14 protein-coding genes are annotated in these 24457 nt (G+C 72.7%); 5 read left to right on the top strand and 9 right to left on the bottom strand.

Going from position 1 to position 24457, the window contains the following annotated elements; all coding sequences use genetic code 11:
* Window positions 1-41: 41 nt before the first annotated feature.
* Both AB0N07_RS14185 and AB0N07_RS14190 read right to left on the bottom strand, forming a co-directional pair.
* Window positions 42-1070, bottom strand: coding sequence for a methyltransferase (locus AB0N07_RS14185; protein WP_365834650.1), 1029 nt, complete (start codon window positions 1068-1070; stop codon window positions 42-44).
* A gap of 47 nt (window positions 1071-1117) precedes the next feature.
* On the bottom strand, window positions 1118-2176 hold the full coding sequence (locus AB0N07_RS14190; RefSeq protein WP_365834652.1) for a right-handed parallel beta-helix repeat-containing protein: 1059 nt from the start codon (window positions 2174-2176) through the stop codon (window positions 1118-1120).
* 205 nt (window positions 2177-2381) lie between these two features.
* Between AB0N07_RS14190 and AB0N07_RS14195 the strand changes: the two genes are divergently transcribed.
* Window positions 2382-2996, top strand: a complete 615-nt coding sequence (locus AB0N07_RS14195) for a response regulator transcription factor (RefSeq protein WP_365834655.1) — start codon at window positions 2382-2384, stop codon at window positions 2994-2996.
* Between the two features lie 25 nt (window positions 2997-3021).
* On the opposite strand, the gene AB0N07_RS14200 is transcribed toward AB0N07_RS14195, so the two are convergent.
* The 5 genes from AB0N07_RS14200 to lanKC form a co-directional block, all read right to left on the bottom strand.
* A complete protein-coding gene (locus AB0N07_RS14200) occupies window positions 3022-5331 on the bottom strand; it encodes an ATP-binding cassette domain-containing protein (protein ID WP_365834658.1) in 2310 nt (769 codons plus the stop codon).
* Window positions 5328-7049, bottom strand: a complete 1722-nt coding sequence (locus tag AB0N07_RS14205; RefSeq protein WP_365834660.1) for an ABC transporter ATP-binding protein — start codon at window positions 7047-7049, stop codon at window positions 5328-5330. The genes AB0N07_RS14200 and AB0N07_RS14205 overlap by 4 nt, the downstream gene beginning before the upstream one ends.
* An 84-nt stretch (window positions 7050-7133) precedes the next feature.
* Window positions 7134-7253: a SapB/AmfS family lanthipeptide gene (locus tag AB0N07_RS14210; protein ID WP_275774570.1), complete on the bottom strand. Its 120-nt coding sequence runs from the start codon at window positions 7251-7253 to the stop codon at window positions 7134-7136.
* Window positions 7254-7260: 7 nt separating this feature from the next.
* The gene (locus AB0N07_RS14215) at window positions 7261-7878 is read right to left on the bottom strand and encodes a hypothetical protein (RefSeq protein ID WP_365834663.1); all 618 of its coding nucleotides are present in this window, start codon (window positions 7876-7878) and stop codon (window positions 7261-7263) included.
* On the bottom strand, window positions 7878-9884 hold the full coding sequence (gene lanKC / locus AB0N07_RS14220) for a class III lanthionine synthetase LanKC (RefSeq protein WP_365834665.1): 2007 nt from the start codon (window positions 9882-9884) through the stop codon (window positions 7878-7880). Before lanKC ends, AB0N07_RS14215 begins: the two co-directional genes overlap by 1 nt.
* 212 nt (window positions 9885-10096) lie before the next feature.
* On the opposite strand from lanKC, the gene AB0N07_RS14225 reads away from it, so the two are divergent.
* Window positions 10097-11272 carry a cytochrome P450 gene (locus AB0N07_RS14225; protein ID WP_365834667.1) on the top strand — a complete coding sequence of 392 codons (1176 nt, stop codon included), beginning with the start codon at window positions 10097-10099 and terminating at the stop codon, window positions 11270-11272.
* Between the two features lie 293 nt (window positions 11273-11565).
* Entirely contained in the window at window positions 11566-12417 is an 852-nt protein-coding gene (locus tag AB0N07_RS14230; protein WP_365834669.1) for an isocitrate lyase/phosphoenolpyruvate mutase family protein, read from the top strand.
* Between the two features lie 3 nt (window positions 12418-12420).
* Here AB0N07_RS14230 and AB0N07_RS14235 read toward each other — a convergent pair whose 3' ends face one another.
* Window positions 12421-14463 carry a 2-oxo acid dehydrogenase subunit E2 gene (locus AB0N07_RS14235; protein WP_365834671.1) on the bottom strand — a complete coding sequence of 681 codons (2043 nt, stop codon included), beginning with the start codon at window positions 14461-14463 and terminating at the stop codon, window positions 12421-12423.
* Window position 14464: 1 nt separating this feature from the next.
* Window positions 14465-15415 (bottom strand): thiamine pyrophosphate-dependent enzyme, encoded by a 951-nt coding sequence (locus AB0N07_RS14240; protein ID WP_365834812.1) that lies wholly within the window; start codon window positions 15413-15415, stop codon window positions 14465-14467.
* A gap of 420 nt (window positions 15416-15835) precedes the next feature.
* Between AB0N07_RS14240 and AB0N07_RS14245 the strand changes: the two genes are divergently transcribed.
* Both AB0N07_RS14245 and AB0N07_RS14250 read left to right on the top strand, forming a co-directional pair.
* Entirely contained in the window at window positions 15836-17170 is a 1335-nt protein-coding gene (locus AB0N07_RS14245; RefSeq protein ID WP_365834674.1) for a cysteate synthase, read from the top strand.
* Complete coding sequence (locus AB0N07_RS14250) at window positions 17167-24456, top strand: amino acid adenylation domain-containing protein (protein WP_365834676.1); 7290 nt, start codon at window positions 17167-17169, stop codon at window positions 24454-24456. The genes AB0N07_RS14245 and AB0N07_RS14250 overlap by 4 nt, the downstream gene beginning before the upstream one ends.
* The last annotated feature ends 1 nt before the right edge of the window (window position 24457 follow it).

Raw genomic sequence — 24457 nt, forward strand, 5'->3', positions numbered from 1 at the left:
CCGCAGCGTCGCGGGCCCGGCGACCGGTGGTCTACGGGCGTTCAGCCCGGAACGTGACAGTCGAACGCGTGCAGATAGGGGTTGACCGGGCGGATGTCGTCGATGGCCAGACCCGCCTCGGTCAGCCGGCCGACCATGCTGTCGGTGGTGTGCTTCGCCCCGCCGACGTTGAGCAGCAGCAGCAGGTCCATCGCGGTGCTGAACCGCATCGAGGGCGAGTCGTCGACGAGGTTCTCGATGACCACGACCCGGGCCCCCGGGCCGCCCGCCGCACGGACGTTGCGCAGCGTCCGGGCGGTGCTGTCGTCGTCCCACTCCAGGATGTTCTTGATGACGTAGACGTCCGCCGCGACGGGCACGGACACCCTCACGTCGCCGGGCACCACACAGGCCCGGTCCGCGAGGTCGCCGCCCGGCCGCAGCCTCGGCAGTGCGTTCTCCACCACCCGCGGAAGGTCCAGCAGACTGCCGTGCAGCGAGGGGTACTTGTCCAGCAGGCTCACCAGCACATGCCCCTGGCCGCCGCCGAGGTCGGCGACCGACGAACTCCCCGCCAGATCGAGGAAGTCGGCGACGTCCCGCGCCGACTGCACGCTGGAGGTCGTCATGGCCTGGTTGAAGACGTCGGCGGATTCCGGGGCGTCCTCGTTCAGGTAGGGGAAGAACTCCTTGCCGTACAGGTCCTCGACGACATTGCGCCCGGTGCGCACCGCCTCGTCGAGCCTCGGCCAGGCGTCCCAGGTCCACGGTTCGGTGCACCACAGCGAGATGGCGCGCAGGCTGTTGGGATCGTCCTCGCGCAGCAGCCGGGAGACATCGGTGTGGGCGAAGGTCCCGTCCGGCAGCTCGGCGAAGACGCCGTAGCAGGAAAGGGTGCGCAGCAGTCGTCGCAGCGGCCGGGCCTCGGCCTTCACCGCGGCCGCCAGGTCCTCCGCGGTCATGGGGCGGTCGCCGAGGGCGTCGGGGACTCCCAGCCGGGCGGCCGCCCGGAGGGCGGCGGCACATGCCGCCGCGAACGCTAGCTCCCTCAGCCGCATGGACGGCGGTGGGGCTGTCTGTGCGGTCGTCATGTGCCGCTTCCTTCCTTCTGGGCCCGCAGGCGGGCCGTGACCTGCGGTCAGCACATTCCCGCGGGCTGGGAGGCCCGGCAGGAGTTGTGTTCGAAGGTGTTGCCCGTGCCGTGGTCGGCGTTGATGAGGTCCGCCGGGGAGTTGCCCTCGACCACGTTGTCGCTGATCCGGTTGCGGTCGCTGGTGACGCCCACAAAGCTCTTGAACAGGACGATGCCGCCCGACATCGACGAGTCGCCGACGTTGTTCCTGACCACGTTCCGGGTCACCAGGGTGTCCTCGGCACCGGTCAGGACGATGCCGGAGCCCTGCAGTGCGTCCAGCCGCGCCGTCTTCGGGCACGACTTGTTGTTGCGTACGAGGAGGTTGTCGCGCACGGTCAGCGCGCCGGCCTTCGGCTTGTTCTCGTCGCCGACGACGAACACCGCCACGCAGTTGGCGGTCGCGCGGTTGCGAGCGACGGTGAGGTTGCGCAGGCGCCGGACCGTCAGGCCGATCCGGTTGCCCTCCAGCCGGTTGTGTTCGATCAGTGTTCCCCCCGTGTCCGTGGCGCCTGCCTCCTCATTGATCGTGTTGGCGAGGAATACACCCGCGTCGCCGTTGTTCAGGGCGCTGTTGTCCCGGATCAGCGAGCGGACCGAGCGCTCCTGGGCGATGCCCCACACGCCGTTGCGCGCCGTGGTCACATTCCGCACGGTCAGCCGGTCGGTCGCCATGGCGAACACCCCGGTCCTGGCAAACCCCGTGACGGTCAGCGAGGCGATGGTGACGCCCTTGACGTCACGGTCCTTCGTGCCCAGGACACAGATGCCGTTGCCGCCCTCGGCACAGCTGTTGGCGGCCTTCTTCCCGCTCGGCTCGATCACTGTGGCTCGCCCCATGCCGCGCAGGGTCAGCCCGGGCGTGGTCACCTTGATGCTCTCGTGGAACGTGCCGGGGGCCACGAGAACGGTGTCTCCGGGTTTTGAGGCGTCCACCGCCTTCTGGATCGACTGGCCCGGCAGGACCACATGGAACGCATGACGGGCGGCCGGCGGAGCGGCACCCAGTCCGGTCCCGACCACCACGGCGGTGCACATCATGTACGTAAAGCGGTATTTCTTCATATCGCGAACGCTATGACCGGATAGGACGCTTACCTGCCGAATGGACCATTCGGCGGCGTGTCCTACGGGCCCCCTGTGCCTGGCGCGGGCCCGGGGCGGGGCGGCATCCGTCAAATAGGGCGATAACCGGAGATACTTCGTACGGCGCCTTCGGAGTGTCCGGGGCGTGTCGCGTGAGCAGGCCGCTGCGGGCCGGGCGGGAGCGATGTTGATCCGTGTTCTTCTCGTCGAGGAGACCGACCTGGTGCGCGGGGCGCTGGCTGCCCTGCTGACACGTGAGGAGGACATCGAGGTGGTGGCAGCGGCACCGGGGTGCGGGCAGGCCGTCACCCGGGCGCTGTCGTACCGGCCCGATGTCGTCGTCATCGACTGTGACGGCGAAGCCGTCGAGGACGGGGCGCTCGATACCTCGCAGGTGCTGAGCGAGCGGCTTCCGGAGTGCCGGATCCTGCTGGTGGCCGGTGCGGCGACACCCGAGTATCTGCGCCAGGCACTGGCCCAGCCCGTCGCCGGACTCATCGGCAGGAAGAGCCCCAGCAACTTTCTGACGGAGGGCGTACGCAAGGTGGCGGCGGGCGGGCGGTTCATCGACCCGGAGCTGGCGCTGCTGGCGCTGTCCTCGGCCCGCAGCCCGCTGACCCCCCGGGAGGTCGAGGTGCTGCGGCTGGCGGCGGACGGCACACCGACGCGGGAGATCGCGGAGAAACTGTCACTGTCGGTGGGAACGGTCCGCAACCATCTGAACGCGGTCTCCAGGAAGACCGGTGCACGCAACCGCATCGACGCGATCCGCATCGCCCGGCAGTCGGGATGGCTGTAGCAGGGGCCGCGGCCGGCCGTCCGGCTCACATCCCTGTACGGCGGGCGAGTTCGCCGCCGACGACCGGTCGCGCCGCATCCCCTCTTCCGTCCCAGTGGCCGATCAGATCGCGGTAGAGGGCGCAGTCGGTCATCAGCCGGTCGTGCGTGCCGAGGCGGCAGTGCGAGCCGTCCATGACGAGGACGAGGTCGGCGCGCAGCGCGGAACTGATCCGGTGGGCGCAGACGATCAGGGTGGCCGGGCGGCAGGCGAAGGCCCGTTCGGCGACCGCCTCTGCAGCCGGGTCGAGGTGGCAGGTGGCCTCGTCCAGCAGGACCAGCCGGGCCGGTGGCAGCAGGGCCCGGACCAGGGCGATCAGCTGCCGCTCACCCGCCGAGAGCACGGCAGGATCCACGGTCGCGCCATAGCCGCCGAGGCGCCGGACGAGCGCCTGCGCGCCGATGGCGCGGACCGCCGCGTCCAGCTCGGACTCGCCGGCCGCGGGCTCAAGACAGGCGAGATTCTCGCGCAGGGTGCCGGCGAACACGTAGGCCTCCTGCGGGATCAGCACCCGGCACCGGGACAGCCGTCCCCGGTCCAGCTCCGACACCGGCACACCCCCCAGCCGGATCCGACCGGCCCGCGGTTCCAGCACCCCGGCGATCAGCGAGGCCAGCGTCGACTTGCCCGCCCCACTGGGGCCCACGACGGCCAGATGAGTTCCCGGCGCGAGAACAAGGTCGAGATCCCGTACGACCGGCTCGGCTGACCGGGCATACCCGAAGGTGACCCCGCACAACTCGACCCTGCCGTCGCGGGGCTGCGGTGCGACGGGGGAGGGGGCGGATGGTTCGGGGCTGCCACCTGCGGGCTGCGCCCTTCCGGGCGGGTCGGCCGCGGGCTCGGGGAGTGGCTCGACGGGTCGGGATGTTCCCGGCCGGGAGGCGTAAGACCGGGCGGTGTCGGCACCGGTGCCTTTTCCTGGTGACCGGGGTCTCCCGGGCCTGCCTGTCACCGTTTTGGGGAAGAGGCCGGCGGCCTTGCGTCCTTCCGGAGCGGGGGCGGCGCCTCTCTCGATGGGCTGCGGCCCTTCGGGCCCGTCCGGCACCGCACTGGGAAATGGGCCGGCGGTCCTGTGCCGTGCCGGTCCGCCGGCAGCCGGCCAAGACCGGTGCGGCTCGGTGCCCGTCTCCAGGGAGGGTGGTGCGCTGGGCCCCTCCGGTGCAGTCCTCGGACAGAGGCTCGCAGCACTGCGTTTTGCCGGACCGGCGGCGTCTTGTTCCCGAGGTCGTGGCCTCCCGGGCCCGCCCGTCAGCGTCTCTGGGGAGCCGTCGGTGGGACTGCGGCTGCCCGAAGCGTCTGCAGGGGGCGGGGCGTCCGGCCCGGCAGGAGGTGCTGTTGCCGTTGGGGTGGATGCTTCCAGGATTCGGGTGAGGGTGACCAGGAGCCACAGGCCGCTGCCGCCGAGGCTCTGGACGAAGCCCCGCAGGGCCGGTTGCAGGGACTGGGAGACGTAGGTCAGGGCGCCCAGGACGGTGCCCGTCGTCATGCCGCCGTGGACCAGCCAGGGTGTTCCGGCGAGGATCAGCACGAGGGGGAGCCAGCCGCCGACGCCCAGGGCGGCGGTCCGCACGGCGGTGAGCCGGGCCAGGGCGCGGGCCGCGTCCGCCGCGGCGTCGATGCGGGCGCCGACCCGGGCGCGTACGACGTCCTCGGCACCGCAGGCCGTGACGTCCCGCAGTCCGTCGGCCACCGCGCCCACCTGCTCGGCGATGGCCTCGTCGGCCAGCACTGCAGCCCGCTGCCGGGCGGCCATCGCGCGCAGGGCCGGCAGGAACAGCGCGAGCCCGGCCACGAGGGGCGGCAGCACGAACAGCAGAAGGGCGGGATCGAGTACGACCAGCCCGAGCAGCACGCTCACCGCCGTGACCGAGAAGGTCTGCACGAACATCACGATCGCCCCGTACGACTCGCGGGCGATCTCGACCTGTTCGGTCAGCCGTGCCACGCCCGCCGTGTCGACCGGCCCGGTGACGCGGGCGGAGCGCTGCAGCGTGCCCGTGGTGACGAGGATGACGAGGTCGTCGCGGAACGGTTCGACGACGTCCGCGAGTCGGAGTGTGGCCTGCCGGGTGCCCCAGGCGCCGAGCAGGGCGGTGCAGGCCAGCAGGCCCAGCCAGCCGAGGCCCTCGGCACTGCGGCCGGCGAGGAAGCCGTCGTCGACGGCCCGCGCGACCAGCCAGCCGGACAGCAGCGCGGGCACCGCCTGCACCAGCGACCAGCCGGTGAGCCGTGCGAACTCCCGGCGCCGGGCGCGGAGGGCGGAGCGAAGCAGGCCGTGGGCCGCCCGGTTCATCGCGGCTCCCCGTCGGGCGACCGGAACACGGCCCGGTACTCCGGGTCCGCCCAGAGCTCACGGTGGGTGCCCTGTCCGCGGACGTGGCCCGCGTCGAGCCACACGACGTGGTCCGCGCGGGCCGCGGTCGACGCCCGGTGGGTCACCACGAGCCGGGTACGGCGGGCGAGCCGTCCGGATCCGGTGAGCACCTTGCCGATGTGGTGCTCGGTGACGGTGTCCAGGCCGGCCGTCACGTCGTCGAGCACCAGGACCCGGCCGGCCGGGCCGGCCTGGACGAACGCGCGTGCCAGACCGACACGTTGGGTCTCGCCGCCGGACAGCGGGGCCATGGCGGGCCGGGTGCCGTAGCCCTCGGGCAGTGTCTGCAGGAAGGCGTCGGCGCGCGCGGCGGCCGCCCCCGCCAGCACCTCGGCGGGCGCGGGTGCGCGGGCTCCGAAGGCGATCGCGTCGGCGTATGTCTCGCCCAGCAGCACCGGCCGGTCGAAGCCGTACGCCACGGCCCGCCGCAGGACCGCGCGGTCCACGTCACGCAGCGGCACCCCGTCGAGCAGCACCTCGCCCTCGTCCGGGTCGGCCAGCCGCCCGGCCAGCGCGGCCAGCAGGGACTTGCCGGATCCCGAACGCCCCACGACGGCCGTCAGCATGCCGGGTGGCGGGGTCAGGTCGACCCCGTCCAGCACCGTGCCGCCCTCCGGCGTGTGGACGGTCACCCGGCGGAACTCCAGCCGGCCGCCGCCACCGCCCGGCAGATGCGTGTCGCCGTACTCGACCGCGGGTTCCGCCAGCACCTCGGCGATCCGCCCGGCCGTGGCGCGCGCGAAGGCGAGCCGGTGTGCCGAGGCCACCAGCGAACTCACCCCTGTGGCCAGCAGCACGTACTCGCTTGCGGCAAGGGTCTGACCCGGTGTGATGCGGCCCCGGGCGAGCTCCAGGCCGGCCACTGCCAGCACGGCGACCTCCAGCAGGGGGACGACCGCCGCGTCTTGCGCGCAGACCCGGGCGTACGCCCGCCACATCCCCATGCCGTGGCGGTGCAGTTCCGGCAGCGGCTGCAGGATCCGCTCGGCCTCCCGTGCGGCGGTCCCGGCGGCGGTGATGGAGCGGATGCCGGTGAGGGCGTCGAGGAGCCGGGCTGCGATACGGCCCTGCGTGGCGAAGTAGCGGTCGTTGACGTCGGAGACGTCACGGACGAAGGCGCGCACCACCAGGACGACCAGCGGCAGTCCGGCGAGGAACGTCAGGCACAGCCAGGGGTCGATGAGGGCCAGGGCCACCACCGCCCCGACCGGGGGCAGCACTTCGGTCACCGCCCACACCAGACCCGAGGGGGCGCTGCCGGTCCGGGCGGTGTTGCCCACGAGGCGCGTCACCAGATCGCCGGGAGTGTGACGGCGGGTGGCACGGCTGCCCATGTCGAGGACGTGCCCCAGCAGGGTGTGCCGCAGCCACGCCGTGGAGCGGGAGTTGGCGACGGCGCCCGCGTAGTCGTCAGCCGCGTCGCACACCACGAGGAGCGTGACGGCCACGGCGGACAGGCTCAGCCACAGGGTGGCGTCACCGCGCCCCAGCACGGCATCGACCGTGCGGCCCAGGACGGCGGGCAGGACGACGTAGACCCCCGCGAGCACAAGAGATGTGGCGGTCAGGACACCGCCCCAGGTGCCGCCCCGCCGGACCGCTGTCAGCAGCAGTCCGTCCGCCGCACGTCGGTCCACCGGCCGCTCCCGTCTGCCGTCGTCGGATGGTTTCCGGCGGAGGGAGGCGGGGGCACCGGACGTGCCCCCGCCGTTGGGTGAGAACTAGCAGAGCAGCAGGCTCAGCCGGCTGCCTCCGCAGCCCTTGCTCGCGCGGCTGCCCGGCGGGGGAGCGGCCCCGGTTTCGGTCTCGATGGTGAGACCTTGCAGTTCGAGGAGCGACACGACGTCCTCACCTCCTCTCTGGTACTCGCGTGGGGACGGGGAAGTCATGGGCGGGCAGGTCAGGGGTCAGGAACGGCAGTCCGGCCGGCCTGGAGTGGAAGGCGGCGCCCAACGCGAGCAGGACGCCCGCGCCGCCGGTGGCCAGGTCCATGGAAAGCCGCAGCAACTGCTCGCCGGGGAAGGCCAGTTGCCCGTCCAGGAGACAGGCGTGACGGGCCAGACGGCGTACGTGGTCGGCGATCAGTGGGTCCCGCTCCGCGGCCGTGCCGGGCGGGTGCGGGCGGCTGAGGTGGAGGATCATCCCGGCGAGACCGTCGAAGAGCCCGGGCTCGATGTAGAAGGATGCCCTGGCCGCCTTGCGGATGGCCGCGGCGGCGTCCAGGAACTCCTCGTCCGCGCGGTGGGCCAGGTAGTCCTCGAGGACCATGCCGATGCCCACGCTGCCGTCGGCGAGATACGGCATGGTGCGCCAGCCCTCGTTCACCTCCATCGACCCCTCCTCGCGCACGACACAGCGGCGCAGGTCCTGGCGCAGCGCCGTGGCCGCCAGGTCCAGGAGGGCCGGGTCCTTGCTGCGCTCGTACAGGCGCAGGAACAGCAGCGCCGGCCCGGACGATCCGAACATCAGCCCCGCCTGGGGTGGGCACCGCCGCTGGTCTCCGGCACGGCGTCGGCCGGGCCCAGACGGTCGGCGACGACCTCCGCCACCCGGCAGGCGGTGTCACGGCAGGTGGCGTCGCCGGTGGTGATCGCGAAGTGCAGCAGGTTGAGGCCGATGCCGGACAGGCCGCCCTTGAGGTCGAGGGGCAGCGGCTCCCAGCGTTCGCCCAGGCACATGTCGAGGACCTTGACGGCCTCCTCGTGGTGGCCGAGGTGCTCCAGGACATGGGCGACGCCGTGCAGACCGTCGTAGAAGCCGAGGCGGGTGCCCGGTGCCGGGTCGAGTGCGTGCCGGATCAGCCAGTCCTCGTGGCCGTGGTGGCGTCCCGCGCCCGTCACGTCCAGCGCGTACAGCACGCCTGCCGCGCCGTGGGCCAGGCCCAGGCCGCTTCCCGGGAGCAGGAACTGCTCGATGTCACCCGGGAAGAGCCGGTCGTGCCGCTCGGGTGCGGCGGCGGCCAGGACGGCGGATGCGATCGAGTCCCGGGCGTGCAGCCAGCCCGCGCGGTCGGGTTCCAGCCGGGGCGCGTCGTCCGCCCCCGCGTCGATGCCGCCGTCACCGGTGATGGTGCGTACCGCCTCGTCGAGGAAGGGGAGGGGGACCGGGAACAGCCGGGCGGCCTCCCTGGCGAGCTGGCCCGCCTTGCCGACGTCCAGTTCGATCAGGCCGGTCAGCGGCAGGAACAGGAACAGCCGCAGACTGGCCAGCGCATACCGGTCGATGTCGAAGCCGGTGACGCCGCGGGGGGCGATGAAGCCCGGTGCGGCGAGGACCTGGCGCCGCGCCTGCGTCACGTCCGCAGCACCTTCGAAGTCGACGAGCACCACCCTGCCGTCGGGGCGCACCAGGATGTTGTCCGTGTGTACGTCCCCGATCACGATGCCCCGCTCGTGGACCGCCGCGACCGCCTCCTCCACCTGCCGGTGGATGTCGAGGGCCCAGTCGGTGTACTCGGCGAACGCGGCGGAGTCGGGGTCCAGTGCGGCGAGCGGACAGCGCTTGACGAACTCGTTGTACAGAGCCGTGGCCTCGACGAGTTCCTCCACGAGGAAGTGGTGGCCGCCCAGCTCGAAGTGGTCGCGCACCGCGGGCACGAACGGCAGTCCGGCCAGCCGCTGCAGGGCCTCCCGCTCGCGCCGGAGCCGGGTGACGGCGTCCGCGCCGTCCGGGGTGAGCCCCGCGTGCGGCCGCCCCTCCTTCAGGACGACCCGCTCCTGCGTCCGGGTGTCCACTGCGGCGTACAGGCCGCCGGCGTTGGAGAAGTGCAGCGCCTTCTCGATCCGGTAGGGCAGGTCGGCGACGGTGGTGCGGCGGCTCTCGGCGAGGTGGGGTTCGAGGAAGCCGGGCAGCTGCACCCACTCGGGCAGCCGGAAGGTGGGGCCGCGCACGTCGGGCACCAGGCGGCCGGAGGGGTCTTCCACCGCCTGCTCCAGCTCGCCGTCGTCCGACACGCAGTACCGGTCGGCGTAGGCTCCGTACCGGACGTAGAGCGGACCGTCCCCCCAGCGCAGATCGCTGAGAATGTACGGGCCCTGGCAGCCGTCGAGCAGTGCGCCCAGCTCGGTGAGGATGCGCTCGCACTCGGCCTCGTCCACGGGGTAGACGGTCACGAACTTGCCGCTGGAGCCGCGGTGCGCGTACTTCGCGTTCGCGAGGAACAGGGCGTCCATGCCGGGCAGGAACTTGAACGCGATGCGGCGCGGGACGCAGTAGTCCCACACCTCGTCCAGGATCGACTGCGCGTTGTCCGGACAGGCCGAGACATGAATCTTCCAGCCCTGCCTCGGGAAGACGGTGCCGGTGGGACGGCACACCACCCAGTCGCCGAGCTCCTCGCGCGCCCATGAATCGGGCAGTGGCCGGCCGGCCTGCCGGAATCGGTCACGCGTGCGGCCATGATGCGGTGCGTCGTAGAAGTGGGGGTCAGTGAGGCAGTAGACCTCGTACCGCTTGTCCACGGGAGTCTCCAAGGGTTCAGTCCGCCTCCCTGGTGCCTCTCACCTCTCACGATGGCAGAAGGCGCAGGCGGGGACATCGTGCGTCTGTCACCTGACGAGCGTGGGATTCACCCGGCTTCCCTGTGCGAAACGCATGGCCGGGGCCGTGGATAATCACGACCGCAGGGGTATTCGAACCTCCCGAGAGGGCGTGTGTTTCCCGCCATGCGCAACGGTCCCGCACGATGAGCGTCGCCGACTCCTTCCCGCTCGGTGCTGCCACCACGCTCGACGAACTCGCCCGGGACCCGCATGCCCGACTGGCGCAGCTGCGGGCGCACGAGCCCGTGTCCTGGCTGCCGGAGCTGGGCGGCTGGCTGGTGACCCGCCGCGACCTCGCGCTGGACGTGATGCGGGACGCCGCGACCTTCACGGTGGACGACCCCCGGTTCTCCACCGCGCAGGTCGTCGGGCCGAGCATGCTGTCGCTGGACGGGGAGCAGCACACCCGCCACCGCGAGCCGTTCAACGCCCCCTTCCGCCCACGGCAGGTGCACGACGGCTTCGCCTCGTTCATCGAGCAGGAGACCGGCCGGCTCATCACCGCACTCGAGCCGGCCGGCGCCGCCGAACTGAGACGCGCCTTCGCCGGCCCGCTCGCGGTCGCCGTCGTGACCGAGGCACTCGGACTGGCCGGTGCCGGCACGGACACGGTGCTCTCCTGGTACGACTCCATCGTGCGCTCCGTCTCGGACATCACCGCCGGACACGAGGCGGGACCCGACGGAGCCGCCGCTTACGCGGAGCTACGGGCCGCCGTGGAGAACACCATTGCCGACGGGGGCAGTTCCTCGCTGCTGGTCTCCGCCGCCGGGCGGCTCGCACTGCCCGAGGTGGCGTCCAATGCCGCGGTCCTGATGTTCGGGGGCATCGAGACCACCGAGGCGATGATCACCAATGCGCTGCTGCACCTGCTGGGCCACTCCGACCAACTGGACCTCGTCCTCGCTGACTTCGAGCTGCTGGACGGTGCGATCGAGGAGTCGCTGCGCCTCGAACCCGGCGCGGCGGTCGTGGACCGATACGCGGTATGTGACATGGCGCTGGGCCCGGCCACCATCCGCCGGGGCGATCTGGTCACGGTCTCCCTGGCCGGCGCCAACCGCGACCCCGCCGTCTTCTCCGACCCCGACCGTTTCGACGTCCGCCGCGAGAACGCGCGCCTCCAACTGGCCTTCGCCCACGGCCCGCACCACTGCATCGCCGCCCACCTGGCCCGCCTGGAGACCCGCATCGCCCTCCAGCGCCTGCTCGAACGCCTCCCGGCCCTGCGCCTCGACCCGGACCGCCCCGCAGCCCCATACGGCCTGGTCTTCCGCAAGCCGCCTTCCCTGCATGTGCAGTGGGACAGCTCTCGCTGAGTGGCAGATCCGGCGCACGCCGCACATGCAGCAGCTTGCCGCAACTGTCGGAGAGCGCCGCGCCGCCCGAACAGGTTGTCGCCAGGCGGTGCGATGCCCGAGACCGGTCGGGCCGCAGGCGACGTGGGACTCGGCGCCTCTGATGCCCAGACCGGGGGTTCGCTGTGGGCGGGAACATCCGCTCGCCCGCACCGCCATGCGCACCCACCTGCGGGCGCGCAACGTCGTGGTCGGGGAGTGACGCGCCCGGGACGAGGGTTCCGGCTCGGGCCCCCGGCTCGTAGGTTCTTCACGTGAACAGCGACAGCCGAGAACGAGCGGAACGATTCGTCCAGTTGCACCAGCAGGGCTGCTTCCTGCTCCCCAACGCGTGGGACGTGGGCAGCGCCCGGATCCTGGAGGCGGCCGGCTTTCCGGCCGTGGCGACCACCAGCGCGGGAGTCGCGTTCTCCCTGGGACGCCCGGACCACGATTTCTTCGCCGAGCAGCCGGAGGGCCGCATCGACCGCGAGACGATGCTGCGCCGCATTCGCGAGATCGCCGACGAGATCACGGTGCCACTGAGCGCCGACCTGGAGGACGGATACGGCGAGTCGCCCGAGACCGTGGCCACCACGATCTCCATGGCGCTCGCGACCGGGGCGGCAGGCGGCAACATCGAGGACTTCACCGGCGACCGGAAAGCGCCCCTGTACGACCCGGCCCTCGCCGCCGACCGCATCCGGGCCGCCCGCGCCGCCGTGGACGCCGGCGGCGAGCCCTTCGTCCTGGTCGGCAGGACCGACGTGCTGCTCGTCGGGGGCACACTCGACGAGTGCATCCGGCGGGCCGACGCGTATCTGGCGGCCGGAGCGGACTGCGCGTTCGTGCCGGGGGCCGCCGACGCAGAGACCATCGGCACGCTGGTACGCGAACTCGACGGCCCGCTCAACGTGGTGATGGGTCTGACGGGCGGCACGCTGTCACTGGACGACCTGCGCGAACTCGGCGTACGGCGGGTCACGGTCGGCGGCAGCATCGCCCGCGCGATGTACCACCACCTGCTGAGCGCCGCGCGGGAACTGGCCGACCGGGGCACCTTCTCCTACGCCGACGACCAGATCCCGCAGTCGGACCTCAACGACCTCTTCCAGCGAAGTACTTGACGCTCAGAGGCCACAGCCGAGGCGGTCGACGACGTGTCGCAGGAAGCCCGCCGCCGTGCCGCCGTCGCAGACGCGGTGGTCGAAGGTCAGCGACACGTTGACGACCTTGCGGACCTCGACGCGGCCGTCCTGCACCCAGGGGCGGTCGGTGATGCGGCCCACCCCGATCATCGCCGCCTGGGGGTGGTTGAGGATCGGCGTGGCGCCGTCGACGTCGAAGCCGCCGTAGTTGTTCAGGGTGAATGTGCCGCCGGTGCGGTGCTCGGCGGGCAGCGCATCGCGGCGGGCGAGGTCGGTGAGCCGTCGTAGTTCGGCGGCCAGGGCGTCGAGCGAGAGACGGTCGGCGTCCCGGACCACGGGGACGACCAGGCCATGGTCGGTCTGTGCGGCGAAGCCGAGATGCACGTGCGGCAGGCGGACGAGCTCCTGGCGTTCGGCGTCGACACGGGAGTTGAGCTCCGGGAAGGCGGCCAGCGCGTCGAGACAGGCCCGCGCGAGCAGGGCCATCAGACCCGTACCGAGGGTGGTGCGAGCGGCGAGCAGGCTGCCGGCGTCCGTGTCCGCCCAGATGGTCACCGCAGGTGTGTCCCGGTGTCCGCGGACGAACTTGTCGGCCGAGGGGCCCAGCGGGATCCGGGTGGCCGCGTGGACCGGCCCGTACGACTCGTGTACGGCGTCGGCACTCCCGGTCGTGGCCGCAGGGCGGGCCGACGGCTGACGACCCGCCCGGCCCGAAGTCCCGTAGCCGGTCAGGACGGCACCCGAACCGGATGCCTCTGCCGACTCCTCCACGGTCAGCAGCGGCGCCCCCACCTCGACGACCTCACCCGCCCCGCAGTGCAGGGCGGTGACGGTCCCCGCGAACGGACTCGGCAGCGTCACCACGGACTTGGCCGTCTCGACCTCCGCGACGACCTGATCGTGCTCGACGGGGTCGCCCACGGCGACCTTCCACTCCACGACCTCCGCCTCGGCCAGCCCCTCACCCAGGTCGGGCAGGAGGAACGTACGGCCGGACGCGGGGGCACCTGCGGCGGCGGGAAGGGAGGGGCGGGCCTGTCGCGTGGAGGAGGGCAGCAGGCGGCGCAGACCGTCCAGCACCCGGCGCACGCCCGGGAGATGGGCGTCCTCCAACAAGGGCGGCGGATACGGGATGTCGAATCCGGTGACCCGCAGCACCGGCGCCCGCAGCGCGTCGAAGCAGCGCTCCTGCACCCGCGCCGCGATCTCGGCGCCGACCCCGGCGAAGCCCTGCGCCTCGTGCACCACCAGGCACCGGCCGGTCCGCCGCACCGACGCGGTCAGCGCGTCGTCGTCGAGGGGCACGAGGGTGCGCAGGTCCAGCACCTCGACGTCCGGACCTTCCGCGGCGGCCAGCCGGGCCGCTTCCAGGGCCACGGCGACCGAGGGACCGTAGGCGACGAGCGTGATGTCGTCTCCCGCGCGGCGCACGGCGGCGGTGCCGAACGGCCCCGTCCGGACCGGGAGTTCGAGCGACTCCTTGGTCCAGTAGCGGCGCTTCGGCTCCAGGAAGATCACCGGGTCCGGGTCGTCGATCGCCTCGCGCAACAGGGAGTACGCGTCCGCCGCCGTCGCCGGAGTCACGACCTTCAGGCCCGCCGTGTGCGCGTAGTACGCCTCGCTGGAGTCGCTGTGGTGCTCCACGCCGCCGATGCCGCCGCCGTAGGGGATCCGGACGACCAGGGGCAGCGGGAGGGTGCCGCGGGTGCGGTTGCGCATCTTCGCCATGTGGGAGGTGATCTGCTCGAACGCCGGGTAGGCGAACGCGTCGAACTGCATCTCCACCACGGGGCGCCAGCCGGCCATCGCCATGCCGACCGCGAGGCCCGCGATGCCGGCCTCGCTGACGGGCGTGTCGAAGCAGCGGCCCTCGCCGAAGGTGTCCCGCAGCCCGTCGGTTACCCGGAAGACGCCGCCGAGCCGGCCGACGTCCTCGCCGAAGACGACGACCCGATCGTCCGCGCCCAGCGCGTCCCGCAGGGCGGCGTTGAGTGCCTGGGCCATCCCCGTGTCGACTGCGGTCATGTCAGCACTCCTCCAACTCGGCCCGCAGGAGGGCTCGTTGATCGGCCATGTGTGGGGTCGGCGAAGAGAGGACGTGGTCGAAAAGGGCCCCTGGGTTCAACTCCGGATCTGCGCGGAGCCGTTCACGTACGTCGGTGGCGTACGCCTCCGCCTCGGCGGCTGCGGTCTTCACGTCCTCGTCCGTCAGCAAGCCCCGCGCCCGCAGCGCCGACTCCAGCCGGGCGATCGGGTCACGCTCCTGCCAGCCGTCGGCCTCCGCGGCCGCGCGGTACCGGGAGGGATCGTCGGCGCTGGTGTGGGGGCCCATCCGGTAGGTGTGCGCCTCGACCAGCCACGGACCGCCGCCCGCCCGGGCGTCCTCGACCGCGCCGCTCAGTACGGCGAGCACGGCCGCGGCGTCGTTGCCGTCCACCTGCTGCGAACGGATGCCGTAGCCGACTCCCTTGTACGCCAGGCTCGGTGCCGCGCACTGCTCGGACAGCGGGACCGAGATGGCGTACCCGTTGTTCTGCACCAGGAACACCACCGGAGCCTTCAGCACGCCCGCCAGATTGAGGGCTTCATGGAAGTCGCCCTCGCTGGTGGCGCCGTCGCCCACGAGCGCGAGGGCGACCGTGTCCGCGCCCTTGAGGCGCTCGCCGTGGGCCAGTCCCGTGGCGTGCGCGGCGTGGGTGGCCAGCGGGGTGCACTGCGGTGCCGTACGGTGCCGCACCGGGTCGTAGCCGCAGTGCGCGTCCCCGCGCAGCAGCGTCAGCGCCTCGACGGGGTCGATCCCGCGGCTGACCAGCGCGACGCAGTCCCGGTAGGTGGGGAACAGCCAGTCCGTGGCACGCAGGGCGAGCGCGGCGCCCACCTGGCAGGCCTCCTGGCCGAGGCTGGAGGGGTGGACTGCGAGCCTGCCCTGCCGGGCGAGCGCCGTCGCCTGCTCGTCGAAGCGGCGCCCGACGACCATCTTCCGGTACGCCGTCAGCAGCGACTCGGCCGGAGGCTCGGAGTACGTCCTGCTCGCCGTTCCGCCGTCCGACGGCAGAAGGGAAACCGGAACCGGGGAGGGAAGCCAGCGCGAGGGCGCCGTCTCATTCCGCGCTTCGCTCTTCGTCCCTGTCGGGTTATTGCCCATGTATCCGCCACCCTTTCCGAACGGCTTTCGCGCTTCGGATGATCTCCATGGGCATGCGCCTTCTCAACTGCCCGGCAGATAAGGGCGCATGAAGCGGAACTGAACAGTCCGCCGTTGTGCACAAGAAGGGGGTAAGCGCTTCCTGTCTGTCGATCACGCGTCGCCAAAAGGTAATTCGCGCGTCGCCCGCCCTTCCTGAAGCGCCGGTTCCAATTGATCACCGAGACGCGGCACTGCGGAAGGCAAGCGAAGATGTCCGGAGTAGGCCCGGGAACACGTCACTACACCGTTGTCTGTTCCTCATGCGGAAACCGTTACGAGGACGACGGCCTCCTTCTCGACTGCTCCCGCCGGCACGAACCGGCATTCCTGCGCACCGAGTACAACAGCGACCAGGACACCACCAGAACCCGCGGCGGCGCGAACAGCGGCCTGTTCCGGCACGCCTCGCTGCTGCCGGTGGTGCGCACCTTCCCCGATGTTCCCGGCCCGGTCGTCCACCGCGCCGAGCGCCTCGGGCACCGTATGGGCCTCGACCGGCTGTGGATCGCCTTCAACGGGTACTGGCCCGAACGCGGGGCGGCCCTGCCGACCTGTACGTTCAAGGACCTCGAGGCCTACACGGTGCTCGGCCGGCTGCCCGCCGGGCCGCCCGTGCTCGTGATTCCCTCCGCAGGCAACACCGCCGCCGCCTTCGCTTGGGCCGCCACCTGCCACCGGGTGCCCTGCCTGCTCGTCGTGCCCGCACCGGCGCTGGAGCGGATGCGCTTCCCCGCACCGCTCGACCCCTGCGTCCGGCTCGTGGTCCTCGACGGCACCGCCACCTACAGCGACGCCATCGCCTGCGCCGACCTGCTGTCCGCACTGCCCGGCCACCACGCCGAGGGCGGCGCACGCAACGTCGGCCGCCGCGACGGCCTGGGCACCGTCATGCTGGCCGCCGCCGATGCCCTCGGGCGGCTACCGGAGACGTATGTGCAGGCCGTCGGCAGCGGCACCGGAGCCATCGGCGCCCACGAGGCCGCCAGCAGGCTGCGTGCCGACGGCGAGGCACTGCCGCGCCTGCTGATGTGCCAGAACGCGCCCTTCGCGCCTCTGTACGACGCGTGGCGATGTACCGGCGTCGCTCCTGCCCACCAGGGTCGGGGCAGCGACAGTGATCGCGAGCTCGAGCCGCTGGCACGCGAACTGACCAACCGACGCCCGCCGTTCACCGTCCACGGCGGCGTACGCGATGTGCTCACCGAGAGCGGTGGCGACGTCCTGTGCACCGACAACGTCGCGGCCCTCGCCGCGATGGCCCTGTTCGAAGAAATCGAGGGCATCGACATCGAGCCGGGCGCCGGAGTGGCCCTGGCCGCCCTGGCCGAGGCGGCACGGGCCGGCCGCGTCCGCCGCGACGAACTCGTCCTCCTCAACATCACCGGAGGCGGCCGGGCCCGACAGGCCCATGACCTGCCGCTGATTCCCGCCGAACCCTGGCTGCGGGTGCCCTGGCCGGGACGCGACGAAGGCCCGCGGCACGTGGCCGAGCTCGTGGCACGGCAGCTGACCGGCCTCGCGACGGTAACGGAGGCCGCCCGATGACCGTCCCACACGCTCTGGACCTGTCCGGCGCCCAGCGCTCCATGTGGTTCGCGCAGCGGCTCGACCCCGCCGGCCCCGCCTACAACGTCGGCGAGTACACCGAGATCCACGGCCCGGTCGACCCCGATCGCTTCCGGACGGCCGTCCAGCAGGTTGTGACGGCCACCGAGACGCTGCGGCTCCGGTTCACGGTCGAGGACGACACCGTCCGCGGGCTCGTCGACCCCGGCCCCGCCTGGGACCTGCCCGTCATCGAACTCACGGGCGAAACCGACCCCCGGTCGGCCGCCGAGGCCTGGATGGCCGCCGACTTCGCCACACCGTTCGACCTCGACAGGTCACCGCTCTTCCGGTACGCGCTGCTGCACCTCACGGCCACGCACTGGATCTGGTACCAGCGCTACCACCACATCGCCGTCGACGGCTACAGCTGCTCCCTCCTCGCTCGCCGGGTCGCCGACGCCTACAGCGCCCTAGCCGCGGGCACGCCGCACACCCCGCCGACCGCGCCCCTCGCCCCGCTGGTCGCCGCGGACGAGGCCTATCGCGCCGGCCAACGGCGCGCGACGGACCGGCAGTTCTGGACATCCGCGCTCGCCGACCGCCCCGGCCCGGTGAGCCTGTCCGCCCGCCCGCCGCACGTCGCCGGGCGCTTCCTGCGCCGCACCGGCCATCTCCCGCAGACAGCAGGGGACTTGGTGCACGCGGCCGCCGAACAGGCCGGCACCCGCTGGTCGCGTGTCCTGCTCGCGGCGACCGCCGCCTATCTGCACCGGCTCACCGGAGCCCGGGACATCGTCCTGGGCCTCGCCGTCACCGCCCGCGAGAGCGAGACCGAACTCGCCACGCCGGGCATGGCGTCCAACGTGCTTCCGCTGCGGCTGTCCGTACGGCCCGACACCGCCGCCGAAGACCTCGTACGCCGGACGGCGTCCGCCACCCGCGAGCTGCTGGCGCACCAGCGGTACCGCGGCGAGGACCTCCGCCGGGAGCAGGACTGGCCGCAGGACGGTCCCCGCTTCTTCGGGCCGGTCGTGAACATCATGGCGTTCGGCCCGGAGCTGCGGTTCGCCGGGCATGCCACCACCCGCCACAACCTGTCCACGGGGCCCGTCGAGGACCTTGCCGTCAACGTGTACGACCGTGCGGACGGCGACGGCATCCGCATCGACCTCGACGCGAGCCCCGACCACTACACGGACGCCGAACTCGCCGCCCATCACCGGCGCTTCGCCCGTTTCGTGGAGCACTTCGCCCGAGCCGTCGTCGCCTCCGGTACCCCGGTCGGCCGGGTCGAAGTGACCATGCCGGAGGAGCGGGCCGACGTCCGGTTCGCCGGCTCCGCCGCGCCCTCGGGAACGGCGACGACCGTGCCGGAACTCTTCGCGGCCCGGGTCGCGGCCACCCCGGACACGCCGGTACCCGACCCGCCGGCCATCGGCCGTCCCCTGGACGGCATGCGCGCCTACGTCCTCGATGGCGCCCTGCAGCCACTCCCGCCGGGCATGGTGGGGGAGTTGTACGTCGCCGGCCGCGGTGTGGTGCCCGACTGCTTCGGCCGCCCCGACGCCATGGCCGGACGCTTCACCGCCGACCCGTACGGCCCGCCCGGGTCCCGCATGTACCGCACGGGCGACCGCACGCGCGTGACGGCCGACGGTGAGCTGGAATACCACGGCCGCGCCGACGGCCGGGTCGAACTCCCAGGCCTGCGCATCGAACCGGCCGAGATCGAGTCGGCTCTCCTCAGTCACCCCGAGGTCACCCGGGCGGTGGTCGTCGTCCGCGAGGACCACCCTGGCGACCGGCGGCTGGTCGCGTATGCGGTCTGTGCCGGGGGCAGGGCCACGACGGCGGGTGAATCGGGGGCCGCCGGCGCCGGAGCTGCAAGGTCGGCTGCGGGCGTCTCCTCGGCCGAGCATGCGGCATTCGTGCCCGAGCCCCGGCGCGCCGGGGCTGCGGAGCTGGTGACAGAGGTCGGACGGGCGGCGGATCCGGCGCCGGGGCAGGAGCGGGAGAGCGCCGGGTCGACCTCGGCCCCGTCTGCCAAAGCCGCGGGGGCCGCCCCGGAGCTCCAGCCCGCCGATGGCGCCGTATCAACGCCGGAGCCCCGCCGGGCAGAGAATGCCCAAGCGAACCCGGACGCCCCGGCACCCGACCCCGCCGCGCCCGCCCTCGATGCTTCGCCCGCCGGCGATCCGGCTCCTGCCTCGGGTGCGCTGGCGGCTGATCGTGCGGCTTCTGCGCCTGGTGCGCTGGTGGCCGGCCGTCCGGCTCCCGTCCCCGGTGGCATGGCGGTCGGCCATTCCGCTCCCACTCCCGGCGCCCAGCCCGCCCCAAGCCCAAGAGCCCTGCGGGATCACCTCGTCGCCCTCCTGCCCGACTTCATGGTTCCCTCGGCGGTCGTCGTCCTCGACCGGCTGCCGCTGACCCGCGACGGCAAGCTCGACCGGGCCGCGCTGCCCGCCCCGCCCACCGCTGCCGCCCCGCAGACGCACGCGCCGCGTACTCCCCACGAAGAGGTCCTGTGCGTCCTCTTCGCCGACCTGTTCGGCCTCCCGGACGTCGGCCCCCGGGACAGCTTCTTCGCGCTGGGCGGACATTCGCTGCTCGCTCTTCGCCTCCTCGGGCGCATCCGCGCCCTCGGCGTCGAACTGACCCTGCGCGACGTCTTCCTGGCGCCCACTCCGGCCGAGCTCGCCCGGTCGCTCGCGGGAGCCGGGGCGGCCGTACGACCCGCCCCGCGGCCGACTCCGCGCACCGGCCCGGAGGAGGCCCCGCTGTCGTCCGCCCAGCGGCGGCTGTGGTTCCTGCACCGGCTGGAGGGCCCGAGCGCTGCCTACAACATCCCCCTCGCCGTACGGCTGACCGGTGCCGGCCTCGACGTGGAGGCCCTGCGCGGGGCCCTCGCCGACGTCGTCACCCGGCACGAGATCCTGCGCACCGTCTACCCGGACGCCGACGGCCTGCCGTGCCAGCGGCTGCTGGGCTCCGCCATGCCGGACCTGCCCGTCGAGCAGGTGGCCGCGGCCGAACTTCCCCGGGCACTGGGCCGGTTGGCGGGGGAGGGTTTCGAGATCTCCGAGCACGTCCCGTTCCGGGCGCACCTGCTCGTCCTCGGCCCCGAAGACCACGTCCTGCTCCTCGTCCTGCATCACATCGCCGCTGACGGCTGGTCCCTGGACCCCCTTCTGCTGGACCTGGCAGCCGCCTATCGCGCCCGGCTGGCGGGCCGGGAGCCGGACTGGGCGCCCCTGCCCGTCCAGTACGCCGACTACTGCGTCTGGCAGCACGAGGTGCTCGGCGAGGACCAGGACCGCCAACTCGACCACTGGCGCCGGGCGCTCGCCGGGCTCCCCGACGAACTCCCGCTCCCCGCCGACCGCCCGCGGCCGGCCCGCGCCACCCACCAGGGCGGCGACATCCCCGTCCGGCTGGACGCGGATCTGCACCGGCGGCTGCGGGCACTGGCCGGTGAGACCGGCACGACGGTGTTCATGGTGGTGCAGGCGGGCCTTGCCGCCCTGCTGACCCGGCTGGGCGCGGGCACCGACATCCCGCTGGGCACGCCGGTCGCCGGCCGTGCCGACGAGGCGCTCGACGACGTCGTCGGGTGCTTCCTCAACACCCTCGTGCTGCGCACCGACACCTCGGGCGACCCCAGCTTCCGGGAACTGCTGGCCCGGGTCCGGGAGACCGACCTGGCGGCCTACGCCCACCAGGAGCTGCCCTTCGAGCAGCTCGTGGAGGCCCTCAACCCGCCCCGCTCACTCGCCCGGCACCCGCTCTTCCAGGTGATGCTCGCCTTCCGGCCCACCGCCGAACCCCGCCTCGACCTCCCCGAACTGCATGCCCGCACGCTGCCCGTCGAGACCGGCGCCACCAAGATCGACCTGACCTTCAACCTGGGCGAGCACCGTGCCCCCGACGGCTCCCCGAACGGGATCGAGGGCATCCTCCAGTACAGCGCCGACCTCTTCGACCGCGGCACGGCCGAGGACCTGGCCGCCCGTCTGGAGCGGCTGCTGCGGGCCGCGGCCCGCCATCCCGACCGCGCCGTCGCCGCCCATGACATCCTCGACGACCGCGAACGCCACCGGCTCCTGACCGAGTTCAACGACACGGCACGCTACGTACCGGACACCACCTTCCCTCGCTTCTTCGAGGCGCGCGCCGCCGAGGCACCGGACACCATCGCCGTCGAGGACGGCACCCGTTCGCTGACCTATCGTCAACTCGACGACAGCGCACACCGTTTGGCACGTGTGCTCGTCTCCCACGGCGCCGGTCCGGGGCAGATCGTCGCGTTCTCGCTGCCCCGGTCGGTCGACCTCGCAGTCGGCGTGCTCGCCGTTCTCAAGGCGGGCGCCGCGTATCTGCCGCTGGACCCGGAACACCCGGCCGAGCGCACCGCCTATCTGCTCGCGGACGCCGATCCGGTGTGCCTGATCGCCCGGGACCGGCTTCCCGCCGGCTGCGGCGTCGGCTGTGCGGTCGTGGATCCCGATGAGGCACCGGACGATCCGGACACGCCTCTTGCTGAGGCCCGGCCCGGCGACCCCGCCTACCTGATCTACACCTCCGGTACCACCGGCCGCCCCAAGGGCGTCGTCGTCGAGCACCGCAACCTCACCACCTACGTGGCCCGTTGCGTCGAGGCCTACCCGAGTCTGCGCGGCACCTCTCTGCTGCACGCCACCATGTCCTTCGACGCCACCGTGACCACCCTGCACGGGGCGCTCGCCGCCGGCGGCCGGGTGCACATCGCCGGCTTCCACGACGCGGGCGCGGCGCCGGCGAACGGCGGCTACACCTTCCTCAAGGCAACCCCCAGCCATCTGCCGTTGCTGCCCGCCCTGCCGCACGACCTCTCGCCCACCGAGGAGTTCATGCTCGGCGGCGAGGCGCTGGTCGGCGAGGCACTGCGCGCCTGGCGCCGCGACCATCCCGACGTACGCCTGATCAACCACTACGGCCCGACCGAGCTCACCGTCGGCTGCACCGACCACCGCATCGAGCCCGGCGACCAACTGCCGACCGGGCCGGTGCCCATCGGCCGCCCCATGTGGAACACCCGGGCGTATGTGCTCGATGCCCGGTTGAACCTCGTACCGGCCGGTGTCGAGGGCGAGTTGTACGTCTCCGGCGATCATGTGGCCCGTGGCTACTGGAGGCGGCCCGGTCTGACCGCCGAGCGGTTCGTCGCCGACCCCTTCGATCCGTCCGGCGGGCGCATGTACCGGACCGGTGATCTGGCCGTGTGGCGGGCCGACGGCACCCTGGAACTGCGTGGGCGGGCCGACGGCCAGCTCAAGATCCGCGGACTGCGGATCGAGCCCGGCGAGGTCGAAGGCGTGCTCACCGCCCATCCGGCCGTCGCCCAGGCCGCAGTGGTGGTCCGCGAGGACCGGGCCGGCGTACGCCGCCTGGTCGGATACGTCGTCGGCGCCACCGAGGCCGACTGCCCCGCCGTCCTCGCGCACGCCGCCCGTCATCTGCCCGCCCACATGGTCCCCGAGGCGCTCGTGGCGCTCGGCGCGTTGCCGATGACCCCCAACGGCAAGCTGGACCGCACCGCCCTGCCCGCACCGGACACCACCCGGGAGACGGCGACGGGACGGGCGCCGCGCACCCCCCAGGAGGAGACACTCAGGGACCTGTTCGCCGAGGTCCTCGGAGCCCCCGCCGACGCCGTTGGTGTCGACGACGGCTTCTTCGACCTGGGCGGCGACAGCATCACCTCCATCCACCTGGTGAGCCGCGCGCTCGCCGAAGGGCTGCGGCTGTCCCCGCGGGACGTGTTCGAGCACCGCACGGTCGCCGGTCTCGCCGCCGCGGCCGCCGACCGTCCGGCTCCCGGCCCGGCCGCGGAACAGGATTCGCCCATCGGTACGCTGCCCCTCACCCCGGCCATGCACCGGCTGCGGGAACGCGGCGGTCCGATCGGGGCGTTCAGCCAGTCGGTGTTGCTCGTCACTCCGCCGGGCGCGGACGAGAAGCGACTGACCGCCGCGCTGCAGGCCGTACTCGACCACCATGACGTGCTGCGGATGCGCCTGACGGCCGACGGGCGGTCGGCCGAGATTCCTCCACGCGGGACCATCGACGCGGCCACGGTGCTGGAATGCATCGCCGGACCGGCCGACTTCGCACAGGTACTGCACGAATCGGTGTCACAACTCAGGCCGGACCGAGGCCAGTTGCTGCGCGCGGTGTGGTGCGATGCCGGTCCCGACCGCCCCGGGCGGCTCCTGCTGACCATCCATCACCTCGTCGTGGACGCTGTGTCCTGGCGCATCGTGTCCTCCGACCTGGCCGCGGCCTGGCGCGGGGAGGACCTGCCCGAGCAGGGCACTCCCTTCCGGCACTGGGCCCGCCTGCTGGAGCGGGAGGCCCGCACCCCGGCACGGGCGGCCGAACTGGACGCGTGGCGCCATGTGCTGAGAGATCCCGGTCCACTGCTGGGCACCCGTCGACCCGACCCCCAGCGGGACGTCGTCGGCGAGATGCGCCACCTCACCCGGCAGCTCCCGGCCGAGGCCACCAACGCGCTGCTCACCACCGTGCCCGCCGCCTTCCACGCCGGACCCGACGACGTCCTGATCGCCGCGCTGACCGCCGCATTCGTGCGCTGGCGGCGCGCCAGGGACGGCCACCCGGCCCTGCTGCTGGACGTCGAGCGGCACGGCCGCGAGGAGATCGCCGACGGAGTGGACCTGTCGCGCACGCTAGGTTGGTTCACCAGCGTCGTGCCCGCCCGGCTCGACCTCACGGGAGTCGACCCCGCAGATCCGGCCCAGGTCCTCAAGACCGTCAAGGAACAGCTGCGGTCCGTCCCGGACCACGGCATCGGACACGGCCTGCTGCGCCATCTCGATCCGTCGAACGGGCCGCTCCTCGCGGCCCTTCCCGCGCCGGAGATCGGTTTCAACTACCTGGGCCGGACGGCCCCTTCGACCGGCGGCGACTGGGCCCTGGCGCCGGAACCGCTGCGCAACCTGGGCGCCGTGCACGACCCCGCGATGCCCGTGGCCCACGGCCTGGAGATCACCGCCGTGACCACCGAGGACGGCCGGCTCGACACCACCTGGTCGTGGGCCCCCGGCATCTGGTCCGAAGACGACGTACACGCCCTCGCGGACCGCTGGCTGACGGAGCTGACCGCGCAGGCCGAGGGCGGCACCGGCGCGGCGGGCGGGCACACCCCGTCCGACCTGCCCCTGGTGTCGCTGTCCCAAGCAGAGATCGACGAACTCGAAGCCGAGTTCGGCAATGAGTGGAGGTAAC

The sequence above is a fragment of the Streptomyces sp. NPDC051172 genome, assembly GCF_040682555.1.
Taxonomy (GTDB): domain Bacteria; phylum Actinomycetota; class Actinomycetes; order Streptomycetales; family Streptomycetaceae; genus Streptomyces.

Bases quoted from the DNA above. Each gene is read 5' to 3' on its own strand.
- AB0N07_RS14185 (WP_365834650.1), bottom strand. From the start codon at position 1,070: ATGACGACCGCACAGACAGCCCCACCGCCGTCCATGCGGCTGAGGGAG.
- AB0N07_RS14190 (WP_365834652.1), bottom strand. From the start codon at position 2,176: ATGAAGAAATACCGCTTTACGTACATGATGTGCACCGCCGTGGTGGTC.
- AB0N07_RS14195 (WP_365834655.1), top strand. From the start codon at position 2,382: ATGTTGATCCGTGTTCTTCTCGTCGAGGAGACCGACCTGGTGCGCGGG.
- AB0N07_RS14200 (WP_365834658.1), bottom strand. From the start codon at position 5,331: ATGAACCGGGCGGCCCACGGCCTGCTTCGCTCCGCCCTCCGCGCCCGG.
- AB0N07_RS14215 (WP_365834663.1), bottom strand. From the start codon at position 7,878: ATGTTCGGATCGTCCGGGCCGGCGCTGCTGTTCCTGCGCCTGTACGAG.
- AB0N07_RS14225 (WP_365834667.1), top strand. From the start codon at position 10,097: ATGAGCGTCGCCGACTCCTTCCCGCTCGGTGCTGCCACCACGCTCGAC.
- AB0N07_RS14235 (WP_365834671.1), bottom strand. From the start codon at position 14,463: ATGACCGCAGTCGACACGGGGATGGCCCAGGCACTCAACGCCGCCCTG.
- AB0N07_RS14240 (WP_365834812.1), bottom strand. From the start codon at position 15,415: ATGGTCGTCGGGCGCCGCTTCGACGAGCAGGCGACGGCGCTCGCCCGG.
- AB0N07_RS14245 (WP_365834674.1), top strand. From the start codon at position 15,836: ATGTCCGGAGTAGGCCCGGGAACACGTCACTACACCGTTGTCTGTTCC.
- AB0N07_RS14250 (WP_365834676.1), top strand. From the start codon at position 17,167: ATGACCGTCCCACACGCTCTGGACCTGTCCGGCGCCCAGCGCTCCATG.